Annotated in this window: 10 protein-coding genes, 1 tRNA gene and 1 pseudogene; 6 read left to right on the top strand and 6 right to left on the bottom strand. The window is 71.9% G+C overall.

Features of this window, described 5'->3' with window-relative positions; all coding sequences use genetic code 11:
* Positions 1-109: 109 nt before the first annotated feature.
* Positions 110-1,408 (top strand): FG-GAP repeat domain-containing protein, encoded by a 1,299-nt coding sequence (locus ACIQJT_RS17700; RefSeq protein ID WP_402644787.1) that lies wholly within the window; start codon positions 110-112, stop codon positions 1,406-1,408.
* Between the two features lie 106 nt (positions 1,409-1,514).
* Positions 1,515-2,387, top strand: a complete 873-nt coding sequence (locus ACIQJT_RS17695) for a YIP1 family protein (RefSeq protein WP_402644367.1) — start codon at positions 1,515-1,517, stop codon at positions 2,385-2,387.
* 62 nt (positions 2,388-2,449) lie between these two features.
* Here ACIQJT_RS17695 and ACIQJT_RS17690 read toward each other — a convergent pair whose 3' ends face one another.
* Together ACIQJT_RS17690 and ACIQJT_RS17685 are read right to left on the bottom strand one after the other, a co-directional pair.
* Entirely contained in the window at positions 2,450-2,926 is a 477-nt protein-coding gene (locus tag ACIQJT_RS17690) for a hypothetical protein (protein WP_365453514.1), read from the bottom strand.
* Entirely contained in the window at positions 2,923-6,870 is a 3,948-nt protein-coding gene (locus ACIQJT_RS17685; RefSeq protein WP_402644364.1) for a polymorphic toxin-type HINT domain-containing protein, read from the bottom strand. The genes ACIQJT_RS17690 and ACIQJT_RS17685 overlap by 4 nt, the downstream gene beginning before the upstream one ends.
* A gap of 475 nt (positions 6,871-7,345) precedes the next feature.
* Between ACIQJT_RS17685 and ACIQJT_RS17680 the strand changes: the two genes are divergently transcribed.
* Positions 7,346-7,852, top strand: a complete 507-nt coding sequence (locus ACIQJT_RS17680; RefSeq protein ID WP_365453508.1) for a hypothetical protein — start codon at positions 7,346-7,348, stop codon at positions 7,850-7,852.
* Between the two features lie 55 nt (positions 7,853-7,907).
* Positions 7,908-10,121 carry a S1 family peptidase gene (locus ACIQJT_RS17675; protein WP_402644361.1) on the top strand — a complete coding sequence of 738 codons (2,214 nt, stop codon included), beginning with the start codon at positions 7,908-7,910 and terminating at the stop codon, positions 10,119-10,121.
* 75 nt (positions 10,122-10,196) lie between these two features.
* Here the strand turns inward: ACIQJT_RS17675 and ACIQJT_RS17670 are convergent, their stop codons facing one another.
* Positions 10,197-10,694 (bottom strand): phosphoribosyltransferase, encoded by a 498-nt coding sequence (locus tag ACIQJT_RS17670; protein ID WP_365453502.1) that lies wholly within the window; start codon positions 10,692-10,694, stop codon positions 10,197-10,199.
* On the bottom strand, positions 10,691-11,266 hold the full coding sequence (gene dcd, locus ACIQJT_RS17665) for a dCTP deaminase (RefSeq protein ID WP_053847548.1): 576 nt from the start codon (positions 11,264-11,266) through the stop codon (positions 10,691-10,693). Before dcd ends, ACIQJT_RS17670 begins: the two co-directional genes overlap by 4 nt.
* 512 nt (positions 11,267-11,778) lie before the next feature.
* On the opposite strand from dcd, the gene ACIQJT_RS17660 reads away from it, so the two are divergent.
* Positions 11,779-11,852: transfer RNA gene (locus ACIQJT_RS17660), tRNA-Gly, on the top strand.
* 222 nt (positions 11,853-12,074) lie between these two features.
* Here the strand turns inward: ACIQJT_RS17660 and ACIQJT_RS17655 are convergent.
* Together ACIQJT_RS17655 and ACIQJT_RS17650 are read right to left on the bottom strand one after the other, a co-directional pair.
* Positions 12,075-12,518, bottom strand: coding sequence for a PIN domain-containing protein (locus tag ACIQJT_RS17655; protein ID WP_402644356.1), 444 nt, complete (start codon positions 12,516-12,518; stop codon positions 12,075-12,077).
* Positions 12,515-12,763: pseudogene (locus ACIQJT_RS17650) on the bottom strand (ribbon-helix-helix protein, CopG family); the annotation flags it as partial. The pseudogene ACIQJT_RS17650 and the gene ACIQJT_RS17655, both read right to left, overlap by 4 nt.
* 71 nt (positions 12,764-12,834) lie before the next feature.
* Between ACIQJT_RS17650 and ACIQJT_RS17645 the strand changes: the two are divergent.
* Complete coding sequence (locus ACIQJT_RS17645) at positions 12,835-13,293, top strand: hypothetical protein (RefSeq protein ID WP_365453492.1); 459 nt, start codon at positions 12,835-12,837, stop codon at positions 13,291-13,293.
* Positions 13,294-13,351 lie beyond the last annotated feature (58 nt).

Genomic DNA, 13,351 nt, shown 5'->3' with positions numbered 1-13,351 from the left:
TGTGCGAACGGTGCGGCTCGGGCGGGTCGTGCGGGTCGTGCGGCTCGGGCGAGCCGGGCGGATCGGGCACCTCGGGCGGGCCGGGCGGCTCGGGCGGGAAGACGTGACGGTGCCGACGCGCCCCGGCGGGACCCTGCTCGCCGCCCTCGCCGCCCTCGCCTCCGCCCTCCTCCTCGCGAGCTGCGGCCCCACCCACCACTCCGGGTCCGCGGACCGCACCCCGGTCCGGATCGCCGACGCCCCGGCCCGACTGCCCGTACCGAAGGGTGACGGCAGCAGGACCCCGGACGACTTCAACGGCGACGGCCACCGCGACCTCGTCCTGGGAGACCTGGTCAAGGCGCAGGCCCACGCCGACGACCCCGGCATCGGCATCGTCTACGGCAGTGAGCGCGGTCTCGTCCCGGGCGCCCGGCAGTTGATCACCCCGGGCGGGCAGGGCGCGGCCACCGACGGCCAACTCCCCGCCCTGTTCGACGCGGAGGCCACCTGCGACCTCGACCAGGACGGCTTCACCGACCTCGTCGTCTCCACCGACCCGCCCTACGACGGCCAGGGCCCGCCCCCGGTCCCGCTCCAGATCCTCTTCGGCTCCCCGAACGGCCTGACCGGCAGGGCCGTTCACCTCACCGTCCCGCCCGTCGCCCGCGTCGGCAACGACTGGCCCGACCAGCCGGTCTGCGGCGACTTCGACGGCGACGACGCCGAGGACCTGGTCCTGCACGCCACCGGCGGCCATCTCACCTACCTGCGCGGCCCGTTCACCCGCAAGGGCGCCCCGCACGGGGCCGGCGCCCCGATCCCGGCGCCCGGCGAGGTCCCCACGGGCCCGGCGGCCGACGTCGACCGCGACGGCCACGACGACCTGATCGTCCGCGCGGCACCGGGCACCGGCCCCGCCGCCGTGGTCCTCGGCGGCCCGGCGGGACCGACCCGCACCGGAGCCGTCCTGCCGTCCGGGATCGACGTGGCCCTCGGCTCCTTCGGCCGCGGCAAGGCCTTGGACGCGGCGGTCGGCGCCATGGGCGGAACGTCCCTGCGCTACGACCTGCCCACCGCGGCGAAGGGCTCCCTGGCCTCGCCCGGATCAGTCCTGGACGCCGCCGACTTCGACGGTGACGGCCTGAGCGAACTGGTCTCCAGCGGCTCTCGCCTGCGCGTCTTTCAGGGCCGTACGACGGGCCCGTCCACCGGGGCGACGGTCACCGTGGAACCTCCCGCCACCGGCACCACCCGGGTCGTCGCGATCGGCGACTTCGACGGCGACGGCCGCGCGGACCTCGCGGTGCGGACGTACCGGAGCGAGACGAAGGACACCGTGGCGGTGTTCGCCGGGACGAAGCGGGGCCTGGTGGCCACGGAGCCGGCCGTCACGTTCTCGACGTCGGCGTTCCTCACGAGCCCGTAGGGGGCGGCCGGCGGCCCCCTTAGGGGATGTCACAGCTCGGCAGCAAAGCCGTCCCCGAAACCCCGGGCGCACACGCCGTTCCCCGGGACCAGGTACGTTCGAAGGCGTGGCTGGATTCAGGATCGGACGCGGCCGGGACAACGGCGCTCCTCACGCGCGACCGCAACAACCTCCGTACGGGCAGCAGGCGCCCCAGGGACAGCCGTACGGCTACCCTCCCGCGCCGCAGGCCCACCCGGGCCAGTGGACCCAGGGCGGCGGGGGCTACGACGAGCCGGAGTACTTCGGCGACGGCAGCGGTGCCCCGCACCCGCAGGGCGGCCCTGACCCGTACGCGGCGAACAACCCGGGCCACACGCAGGCGTTCTCGGTCGGCGAGGACCCCTACAACCCGGGCGGCACCTACCGCGCGGGCTCGGCCCCGGCCGGACCCGTGGGCCCCCGTCTGCACTGGAAGGAGCTGCTGAAGGGCATCCTGCTCTCGCCCAAGCAGACCTTCCTCCAGATGCGGGACTACACGATGTGGGGCCCGGCCCTCGTCGTGACCTTCCTCTACGGCCTGCTCGCCGTGTTCGGCTTCGAGGACGCCCGCCAGGACGCGATCAACGCCACCCTGTCGAACGCGATCCCGATCGTCCTGACGACCGCCGTGGCCATGGTCCTGTCGGCGTTCGTGCTGGGCGTCGTCACCCACGCCCTGGCCCGTCAGCTCGGCGGCGACGGCGCGTGGCAGCCCACGGTCGGCCTCTCCATGCTGATCATGTCCCTGACCGACGCCCCCCGTCTGATCGTGGCCATGTTCTTCGGCGGCGACGCGTCCTTCGTCCAGCTCCTGGGCTGGGCGACCTGGGTGGCGGCCGGCGCCCTGCTCACCCTGATGGTCTCCCGCTCCCACGACCTGCCCTGGCCCAAGGCCCTGGGCGCGTCGGCGATCCAGCTCATCGCCCTGCTGTCGATCGTGAAGCTGGGCACGTTCTAGGGTCTTGCGGCGGTACGACGGCGAAGGGCTCCCGGTGGTCACCGGGAGCCCTTCGCCTCGGGTCACGCCGGGAAGGCGCGGTCCAGAGCCGACCGCACGTCCCCGATCTCGCGTTTCCACCGGTCGCTCGTCAACGTCCCGTGGTCCCAGACGACCACGGGCTCACCGCCGGCCACGCAGTAGCCGTAGACCTGATCGGCGATGTCGTCCGTGAAGAGGTGGTCGAAGTGGAACGCCCCCTCGAACGTCAGCCAGGCGATGCCCTCCGCGTGCGCGGCGGCTTTTCGCAGGCATTCCCGGAGATAGCCGGGCAGTCGCGGGTCGTCCAGGCTCCCCTCGTCGAAGGTGAGGTCGTACGCCAGGACGACCGCGTCCCGGTCCCAGGCCTCGGTGGAGAGGGGGAAGACCCCGACTTCGTCCGGACGCGTGCCGAGGAGGTCGAACGCGTCCTCCGCCAGCGCGGACTCGACCCGCCCCAGGGTGAACAGGCCGATCACCGCGGGGCCGCTCCACGTCAGGGCCTCCTTGAGGGAACTCACCACAGGCCCCACTTCGTCATGTTCTTGGCGCCCAGCACCATCGCGCTCAGGATCTTGCCCTGATAGTTCCCCTCCTTCGCCACGAAAATCACCACCACCTTGCCGTTGACCTTCTTCGCGAAACCCTTGGCCTGCGTGCCGCCGATCTTCCAGTCGAACGTCTTCTCCGGCGACGTCAGGACGTGCCCGAAGTTGTCCTGGAAGTACTTCACCTGCGAGGCGACACTGCCCTTGTTGGGAATCAGTCCGTCGGTGATCAGGTGCCGGATCGCATGCCCGCCCCCCTTGTTCATCCCGGTGAACGCGTCCGCGACGGTGTCCGCGGTGAAACCGATCGGACAGCTCGCGTTGTGCACCAGGACCGGTGTGCGGCCCGCCAGCACGTAGTACGTGTTGAAGTCCGCGACCGTCAGGTTGTGGACGCGCTGCTCCGGCACGGTCCACGCCCGCGTCCCGCCCACCGTCGCGGCCCCACCGGTGACGGTGCGCAGCACGGTGCCGGTCCGGAGGTCCCCTGCGTCCACCCAGGTGCGCTGGTCGCCGCCCGCCCAGAACGGGTGGTTGTGGGTGGCGACCACCGTGCCCGTGGACCGTCCGCGGGAGCCGGTGACTGAGACGCCGACGAGGTTCTTGGGCCCGGTGCTCTCGATGGTCGCCCGGACCCGCTTCGCCTCGGTGCGGCCCGTCTCCGGGTCGGTCGAGACGATCCGGTCGCCGACCCGGACGTCCTCGATCTCCTCGGTCCGGCCGCCGGCCAGCAGCACACGGGTGCCCGGCACGAAGCTGCTCGTCCCGCAGTGCATCTTCTTCAGGAACTTGAGCTTGAGGGCGCTGAGGGCGAGACCCGACAGACACGAGGGCTTCTTGTCCTGAAGGCACTTCTCGATCTCGTCGGCGCCGATGTACCAGGCGATCAGACGGTCGAGGGTGGTGCTGGTGATGCAGCCCATGCCGCCCGCGCCGTCGCCGCCGCAGACCAGCATGGTCTCGCCCGGCTTCAGATCGCCGTTCTGAAGGACGATGGACCGGTAGTCGACCAGCCGCCGTTCGAGGGCGGCGCGCAGCTCGTTGTCGCTGAGCGGCTTGCTGGTCTCCAGCGCGGCCTCTTCCTGGATCTGCTTCTTCAGCTCCGCGACCAGCAGGTCGGCCGCCGTCTTCATGGCCTCACCGGCCGCCTTCGCGGCGGCGGCGGAGTCCGCCTCAGCCGCCAGCTTGGACAGACCGGCCTGGTAGGCGGAGTTGTTGGCCTCCAGGGAGTAGCCGTAGGCGACGGCGGCGGAGTGCTGCGCGCGCTCGGCGGAGCGGGCCGCCGACCGGGCGTCCGCCTGCGCCGAAGCGGCCGCGTTGCGGGCCGTGCGGGCGGACTCGGCCGCCTGGGCGGCGGATGCCTCGGCCTGGTCGGCGGACTTGTCGGCCTGTTCGGCGTACGTGTTCGCACGCTGGGCCGAGTCGTTGGCCGCCTTGGCCCACTCGGTGGCCTTGGCGGCGTCCTTGCGGGCCTCCGCGGCGACCTTCTGCGCGTCGGCGGCGTCCTTCTGTGCGAGCGCCGCCGACTTGTAGGCGGCCTGGAGCAGGACGTTCACCTCGGCGAGGTGGGCGGCCGCGTTGGCGTCCCGCTGCCGCGCCTGGTGGAGGCCGATCTCCAGGAAGGGCCGCAGCCCGGACGCGGGGCCCGACAGCACGGCCTGTGCCGCGGCCCGCACCTCGGGGCCGCCCGTGGCGAGGGCCTCGCTGACCGCCACCCGGTCGTCGTCCTCCTGCGCCGCGTACTGCCCGGTCTCCAGGAACGCCGCCAGGTCGGCGGCGGTGCCGTCCAGTGCCCTGCTCGCCGCGGCCTTCACACCCGGACCGCCCTGGGCGGCGATCTTGCCGACGGCGACCCGGTCGTCGTCCTCCTTGCCCGGGTAGGCGCGGGTGCGCAGCCAGGCCCGCACCTCGTCGATCGGCTTGTCCAGGACGTCCAGCGCGGCCTGCTCCTGCGCGGGGATCCGGGTGGTCGTGGCGATGTGGCCGACGCTCGCGCGGTCGTCCTGTTCCATCGCGACGGCCAGCCTGACGCGGACGAAGTCGGCCACGTCGTCGTCGCTGCCCGCGAGCGCGTCCGCGGCGGCGTCCTTCACCCAGGTCCCGCCGCTGCTCAGCAGATTGACCGCGGCCTGGCGGCCCTTGGCGGCCGTGACCGACAGATCGGTGGAGGCGGCCGCCTCCGTGATCAACTGCCGGGTCTGCGCACCGAGTTCCTGGGCCCTGCCGATCTCCCACTGGGCGGCGGCGACCTTCTCGTCGTGGGCCGCGGCGGCCTCCTCGGCCGCCAGGACCGCCTCGTCCTGCTGCTGTGCCAGCCGCTCGGTGTCGGCCTTGCGGGCCAGCTCGACCACGGTCGAGGCCTGTTCGGCCGCCGACATGGCCCGGTTCGCGGCCTCGCTGGCCGCGTTGGCCGCGTCGGTGGACGCCTTGGCCGCGTCCACCGCCTGGCCGGCGGCGTCGGCGGCCTTGTTCGCCGCGATCGCCGCGGCCTCGGCGTGCGCCGCGGTCTCGTTGGCCGCGTCGCGCGACTGCCGGGCGGCCGTGGCGGCCTGCCGGGCGTTGGACTGCGCGGAGTCGGCCGCGCGCGTGGCCTGGTCGGCGAGCCGCTTGGCCTTGGCGGCCGCGGCTGCGGCCTCCTCGCCCTTGGCACCCGCCTCGCCGGCCCAGCGGCCCGCGTCCGCGGCGGCGGCAGCGGCGGCCGCCGCGTTCGCGCCCGCGCTGGCCGCGGCACCGGCCGCGGTGGCCGCCTGCTCGGCGGCGATACCGGCCTGGTCGGCGGCGTCGGCCGCCTTCCGCGCGCCCGCGGCGGCGGCGTTGGCCTTGTCCGCGGCCTTGCGGGCCGCCTCGGCCCGTCCCGCGTCACTGGCGGCGGCACCGGCAGCGGCCCTCGCCGCGGCCGCCGCGCCACCGGCCTGACCGGCCGCGTAGGCCGCCTGTGCGGCCGCCGAGGCCGCCATGCGTGCCGTCGCGTTCGCGGCCGCCGCCGCGGAGACCGCCGTGCGCGCCGCCTGTGCGGCCCGGTCGGCGGCGGCCGCCGCGCGGGCCGCGGCCGCGGCCGCCCGGCCCGCCGACTCCTTGGACTCCTGTGCCTCCGCGGCCGCTTCCAGCGCAGCCGCCTTCGCGGCCTGGGTGGCCTTCGCCGCCTTGGCCGCCTCCTCCTTGGCGGTCTCCGTCAGCTCCTTGGCCCGCTTCTGCGCCGTGTCGGCGAGTTCGGCGAGCTGGGCGACGGTGATGGTCTCCTGGTCGCGCGCGGCCGCGACGGCCCAGCCGTCGTCCAGGAACTGCTGGACGTCCGCGTCCGTGCCGTCCAGGGCCTGGCCCGCGAGCAGCCGCACGTTCGGGCCGCCGGTGTACAGCAGCCTGCCGACCTTGACCCGGTTGTCGTCGGCGCGCGCCTTGTACTGCCCGGTGTTCAGGAAGGCGCTCACGTCGTCGGCCGTGCCGTTCAGCGCCGTGTTGGCCGCCTTCTTCACGCCCGGACCGCCGAAGGCCATGATCTGCGCCGCCTGGACGCGCTGGTCCTCCTCGTAAGCCGCGATGTAGCCGTCGTCCAGGAACGCCTGGAGCTCCGCCTCACCGCCCCCCAGCGCGGTGTTGGCCTTCGCGCGCACGGAGGGGCCGCCGATGGCCATGATCTGCGCGACCTCGACCCGCAGATCCTCCGTCTGGGCGGCCGCCAGGTCCTGGTCCATGAACGTCTGGACGTCGGCCGTGGAGCCCAGCAGGGCCGCCTCGGCCTCGCGCCGGACGCCCTCGCCGCCGTACTCCCACTCCATGAGGACGTCGGCCCGGGTGAACTCCGGTGCCGCGTCCTCGGCCGCGGCGGGGCGCGGATCGATGCCCAGGATCATCACCAGGGCTATCAGCGCCGCCACGGAACCGCGCCGTACCGGCACGGCCCGCAATCTGACACTCAACGTGTTTCTCCCTTGCCGAGCACAGGGAGCGAGAACAGTGACAAATTTGCGTACGCCATCACATGACCCCCCGTGCGGACTGCTCAATCTTTAACGGCACCTTACATTTCCCCCACCGAATTCTTGCCTCGCATACGCACCTACGGGCCCTTATGCCCGACTTATAGCGCATCCTCCTGACATTTTCGTTACCTTTTCTCAACGAGGTCCCGTACAACCGTTCGCGCACGTGACGGAGGTCACCGCGGACTGTCAACGCTCGCCCCATTTGGGGGAGTTCACGAAGTGGACAGGTTCGCGAGCGCGAGGTTGCATAGCCGTTCAAGCAGTTTTCCGGCAGGTGGCCAGGGGGGTCATTTCATCGCCGGGAGTGGGGGGCTGCACCTGTATTCCTCGTTCCTTCACGCCCGTGCGCGAATTGCGTTTCCGCCATTCCTCGTCCGGATCGACCGATGTGATGAAGGGACGTTTTCCCATGCCGTCGAGGCCGTATCGCAAAAGACTCCTGGGCACCGCCGTGGCCGCCCTGGCCGCCGGGGCCGTGGCCTGGACCGCCATGACAGCGGGCGGCACTTCCGCCGACGCGGTGTCGGTGGCCGGCGAGGCTCCCGGTTACGCCGTCGAGGACTTCGACTACCCGCAGGCCGACAAGATCCTGGCCGAGAAGAACATCCTGCTCAAGCGCGGCGACGGTCACATCACGCTGGCCGACTGTGCGACCGGCACGGGCCAGTTGGAGGTCCAGGCGCGCGACAAGAGCAAGGTCTGCTTCGACGTCAAGGGCACCTCCGGCTGGCTCACCCTGGAGCTGCCGTCGGTCTACCTGATCCGCGGCAACGACTACACCACCGAGGCCGACATGACGGTCGGCAGCGAGCAGCAGTCGTACGACATCGCCAAGAACGCCTGGACCCCGGTGGGCGAGAGCTCGGACGAACAGGCCCGCGAGTGGACCCTCCTGGAGCTCCGCACCGCCAAGTAGCGCTCCGCCGAGCCACCTTGCCCGATCTCCGCCACCCACCAGGGAACCCAACCTCATGACCTACGCCAGACCCGTGCGCCTCGCCGCACTGGCCGCCACCCTGACCCTCGGCTCCGCCGTGCTCGCGGCGGGCCCCGCGGCCGCCGTCACCGGCCCCGCCGTCAGCGCCGCCGACACCACCTACGCGTACACCGCGCAGATCACCGTCGGCGACCACGACCGCGGCTGCTCCGGCGTCCTCGTCGACCGCGAGTGGCTGCTGACCGCGGCCAGTTGCTTCGCCGCCGACCCGGCGACCAGCCTGAGCGTGCCCGCCGGCAAGCCGGCCACCAGCACGACCGCGGTCATCGGCCGCTCCGACCTGACCGGCACCGCGGGCGCCGCCCGCCAGATCGTGCAGCTCGTCCCGCGCACCGACCGCGACCTGGTCCTGGCCCGCCTCAACCGCCCGGTCACCAACGTCGCCCCGATCGCCCTGGCCACCGCGGCCCCCACGGCCGGCGAGAGCCTCACCCTGGCCGGCTACGGCCGCACCGCCACCGAGTGGGCCCCGCTCAGCCTGCACACCGGCACCCTCGCGGTGAACTCCACCACCGCCACGAACGCCGCGGTCACCGGCACCGGCGGCACGGCCGCGTGCATGGGCGACACCGGCGGCCCCCTGGTCCGCGGGACGGGCGGCACCGCCCAGCTCGCCGCGCTGGCCAGCCAGTCGTACCAGGGCGGCTGCTACGGGATCGCCGGCACCGAGACCCGTACCGACGGCGTCGTCACGCGCGTGGACGACCTCGCCTCCTGGGTGAGCGCGACGGTCGGCACCGTGCGCGTCACCGACTTCAACTGCGACGGCGTCGAGGACATCGCGATCTCCGACCCGCGGGCCACCGTCGGCGGCGTCGGCGCGGCCGGCCTGATCCGGATCGTCTACGGCGGCGGCAAGGGCACCGCCGAGATCAACCAGAACCTCGACTGGGTACCCGGCGCCGCCGAGGCCAGCGACTGGTTCGGCGAGTCCCTGGCCACCGTCGACTGGAACGAGGACGGCTGCACCGACCTCGTCGTGGGCACCCCGGCCGAGGACATCGGCGGCGCCGCCGACTCCGGCATGGTCGACGTCCTGCACGGCGCTCCCGGCGGCCTCGGCACCGGTTCGCTGAAGAACACCCACTTCGAGGAGGGCTCCGGCACCGGCTCCCTGGCCACCGCCGTCCCCCAGGCCGGTGACCGCTTCGGCGACTCCGTCGCGGCCGGCGTGACCGCCGCCGGTGAGCCGTTCGTGGTCAGCGGCGCGCCGGGCGAGAGCGTCAGCGGCCTGGCGAAAGCCGGCGCGGCCTTCTACCTCCGCAGCAAGACCAACATCGTCTTCCACCAGGACAGCACCGACGTGCCGGGTGCGGCGGAGGCGAACGACGGCTTCGGCGGCTCGGTCGCGGCCGACGCCAACTTCTTCGCCGTCGGCGCGCCCGGCGAGGCCATCGGCGCCGACGAGAACGCGGGCAACCTGGCCGTGTTCAGCCACACCCTGACCTCGGCGGGCCTGCCCACCCCGAAGTTCGGGCTCGACCAGGACCTCGACACCGTCGCCGGCGGCGCCGAGGCGGGCGACCAGTTCGGCTGGTCCCTGGCCCTCGCCCCGTACCGTCCCTCGGGCGCCGCGGCCGCCACCGACTCGATCCTCGCGGTCGGCGCCCCCGGTGAGGACCTCGACATCGACGGCGTCGCCAAGGCCGACGCGGGCAACGTGCTGACCTTCCGCATCACCGCCGCGGGCGTCGTCAGCCAGCTCAACTACATCTCCCAGGGCAACGCCGACGACGACGTGACCGGCACCGCGGAGGCCGGCGACCGCATGGGCGCCGCCCTGACCGCGATCAACACGGCACCGCGCGCGCTGAGCACCACGGCGACGATGAAGCTGGCCGTGGGTGTCCCGAACGAGGCCATCGACACGGCGGACAACGCGGGCGCGGTGCACACGTTCTCGCTCCTGGGCGCCCCCGGCGCCAACGACCGCTGGCTGGAGGCGGGCGACGGCGACGGCATCCCCACGGCCCCCGGCGCCGGCCAGCAGCTCGGCACGAGCATCCACTACACGGGCACCAAGCTGTACGTCGGCCTGCCCCTGGGCCCGTCGACCTACGGCACCCTGTACGCCCTGCCCCTGTCCAACGTCACCGCCGGCGGCGCGGTCGCCCCGGTGACCACGTACCAGCCCGGCACGGGCGGCCTCCCGGCAGCGGGCGACCGCTTCGGCTACGCGGCACGGTAACCACACCCCGCTCACCACGGCGAAGGGCCCCCGACCTGTGTCGGGGGCCCTTCGCCGTGCCTCCGTCCACCACCCTCAGGCGTCGAGGACCTGCCCCTGCCGCCGGACGACGGGGGGTTCTACCGACCACGGGAAGTTGATCCAGTCGTCCGTGCGCTTCCAGACGTACTCGCACTTCACCAGGGACTGCGACTTCTCGTAGATGACCGCGGAGCGGACCTCGGCGACGGCGTCGAGGCAGAAGTCCCGCACCAGTTTGAGCGTCTTGCCGGTGTCGGCGACGTCGTCGGTGATGAGGACCTTCTTGTCGGAGAAGTCGATCACGTTGGGGACCGGGGCCAGCATGACCGGCATCTCCAGGGTGGTCCCCACGCCGGTGTAGAACTCGACGTTCACCAGGTGGATGTTCTTGCAGTCGAGGGCGTACGCGAGACCGCCGGCGACGAAGACCCCGCCGCGGGCGATGGAGAGCACGACGTCGGGCTCGTAGCCGTCGTCGGCGATGGTCTGCGCGAGCTCGCGGACCGCGGTGCCGAACCCCTCGTAGCTGAGGTTCTCCCGTACGGCGCTCATACCTGTGTCCTGTGGAAGTTGAGGAAGGAGCGGGAGGCGGTGGGGCCGCGCTGGCCCTGGTAGCGGGAGCCGTAGCGCTCGCTGCCGTAGGGGAAGTCGGCCGGCGAGGAGAGCCGGAACATGCACAACTGGCCGATCTTCATGCCCGGCCAGAGCTTGATGGGCAGCGTGGCCAGGTTCGAGAGCTCCAGGGTGACGTGCCCGCTGAAGCCGGGATCGATGAACCCGGCGGTCGAGTGCGTGACGAGCCCGAGCCGGCCGAGGGACGACTTTCCCTCGAGCCGGGAGGCGAGGTCGTCGGGGAGCGTGATGACCTCGTACGTGGACGCGAGGACGAACTCCCCGGGGTGCAGGATGAACGGCTCGTCGCCCTCCGGCTCCACGAGCCGCGTCAGGTCGGCCTGCTCCACGGAGGGGTCGATGTGGGGGTAGCGGTGGTTCTCGAACACCCGGAAGAAGCGGTCGAGGCGCACGTCGATGCTGGACGGCTGCACCATGGATTCGTCGTAGGGATCGATCCGTACCCGCCCGGCGTCGATCTCGGCCCGGATGTCCTTGTCTGAGAGAAGCACGCCCCGAGGATACGCAAGGCGCGCGGACCCGCCGTCATCGGACGGGCCCGCGCGCCTGGCACCGATCTCCTGCGCTTCCCTCTAGTGCTTCTCCAAGGTCACCTGCACGACGCTGCGAAGCCGGGCACAGCGAGGACAGCGGACAAGCCGTCCGGGGCCGAGGCGCTCGGCCTGCTGCATCGGGAACGAAGCGGTGCTGAACACGTGCCCATCGGCACAACGGACGACGGTGCGCTCCATCAAGTCCTGTAGTCCCTTCCCCAAGAGCCTCGTCCGGCTGCTACTTGCCTGACGACAAAAGCCACATTACGGGATGGACGGGACGGCCCTCCAGGCGGCACTCCGATCCCGCCCGGACCCTCTCCCACGTCTCCACCGTACGCCCCAACTCCCGCGCCCCGCAGCCCCGTCCCACCCCACGAACGCACTCAGGCCCCACGGCTTCAGCGCCGGGGGCCTGGCATGAGGTAAGGTAACGTTGCGTTCGACACCGGTTCCGTCCGGCGTCCCTTGCGGGTGTAGTTTAATGGTAGAACATCAGCTTCCCAAGCTGAGAGCGCGAGTTCGATTCTCGTCACCCGCTCCATGAGCAAGGCCCAGGTCAGCGACCCGGGCCTTTTTGCTGTCCGGGGTGATCACGGCCGCGTGCCAGATCCGTGTCAGATGGTTGCTCGTCGGTGGCGGCCGTCTGTGGTTCCGGCACGCCAGCAGCGCGGCCTTCTCAGAGGACTGGCCGGCGTGGACCATCGTGTCCTTGAGGGTGGCGAGCGCCCTGTGGGAGCGCGCACTTGGCCGCCGAGGGGCCCGCTCAGAGCGGGAGGTCGTCGGGGAGTACCCGGAATGCCTTGTGGCGACCCAACGGGCGTACGGCCCGGAAGTCTCGTCGGTCGAGGGTGAGAATCGCGTCCGTGTCGTAGTCGACGGCAAGTGCCACGTTCACCGCGTCGGCGAGGTCGAGGTCCAGCGCGTGACAGCGGACACGGACAGACTGGGCGGCACTCAGGTGGGTCTCCGTGATCTCCGGCATGACGACACGACCCCGGCTCATCCAGCGCCGCAGGTCGTCGACCGCGCTGAGAGCAGCTTCGCGGCCGAGCTCACGCGTCGCCACGTGATCCAGTTCGGCCAGCAGGAGCGGGGACATGACCAGCAGGCCCGCCGCCATGATCGCCTCGTTCGCCGCCCCATGTTCCGGATGAGCCGAGTCCAGGGCTGCCAGAAGGCCGGACGTGTCGGCGATGACGATGATCACGCGTCGGATCCGGAACCCGACCCGGCCTCCCGCCGGACGGCCTCGGTGACCGTGTCGCGGATCTCCGACCTGGGCAGGGTGCGTCCCGGCCCCTCGAAGGTGCGCGAGAACAGCGGCTCGTCCCAGACCCTGTTCGCCATGGCCGCAAGATGGATGCCCTGACGGATGATCTCGGCCTCGCTGATGCCCCGGCGCTTGGCGGCCTCCTTGATGATCGCCAGGTCCTCGGGGTCGGCGTAGACGTCGGCATGAGCAGCGCGCGGAGTGAGTTGGCAGAAGGGCTGTGGCCGACAGGACGAGTGTCTACGATCGCGCCGTGAGCTACGACATCTACTTCTTGAGCAGGCGCGACGGGCAGTCCTGGGACGAGGTCCTCGAGGCGATGGAGGACGCGGCAGAGGAGAGCGAGTCGATCCCTGCCCGCCTCCTCGGTGCCTGGGACCGAATCGTCCCGCAGGCCCGGGCGCTGCTGGGCGAAGTGGACGTCACGGAGGAAGAGCAGGAGTCGCGGGACCTCAGCCACTCGGACACCGGCATCGACCTGTCTGTCTTCGGTGACGAGGTGAGCATCACGGTGCCGTTCTGGCACACGGGGGACGATGCGGCGGGCGCGGCCCGCAAGGTCTTCGCCCTTGCGGGCATCGTCGAGAAGGAAACCGGGCTGACGGCCTACGACCCTCAGATGGAACGGCCTCTGATGGACATACAGCCGCAGAGTCTGGCCGAGCTGATGTCGGGGGTCACCGAGGATCTGCACAGCCGCTACGGCGGTTGATCGTTCCGCGGCAGAGGCGTGACGGAGGTCGACCGTGCGCCAACGGCTCTGACGGAAA

It is taken from the genome of Streptomyces sp. NPDC091972 (assembly GCF_044756385.1).
Classification (GTDB): domain Bacteria; phylum Actinomycetota; class Actinomycetes; order Streptomycetales; family Streptomycetaceae; genus Streptomyces.
This window is presented reverse-complemented; position numbering and strand designations above follow the sequence as displayed.

Coding starts and splice junctions, on each gene's coding strand:
- ACIQJT_RS17675 (WP_402644361.1), top strand. CDS start 7,908: ATGACCTACGCCAGACCCGTGCGCCTCGCCGCACTGGCCGCCACCCTG.
- ACIQJT_RS17670 (WP_365453502.1), bottom strand. CDS start 10,694: ATGAGCGCCGTACGGGAGAACCTCAGCTACGAGGGGTTCGGCACCGCG.
- ACIQJT_RS17680 (WP_365453508.1), top strand. CDS start 7,346: ATGCCGTCGAGGCCGTATCGCAAAAGACTCCTGGGCACCGCCGTGGCC.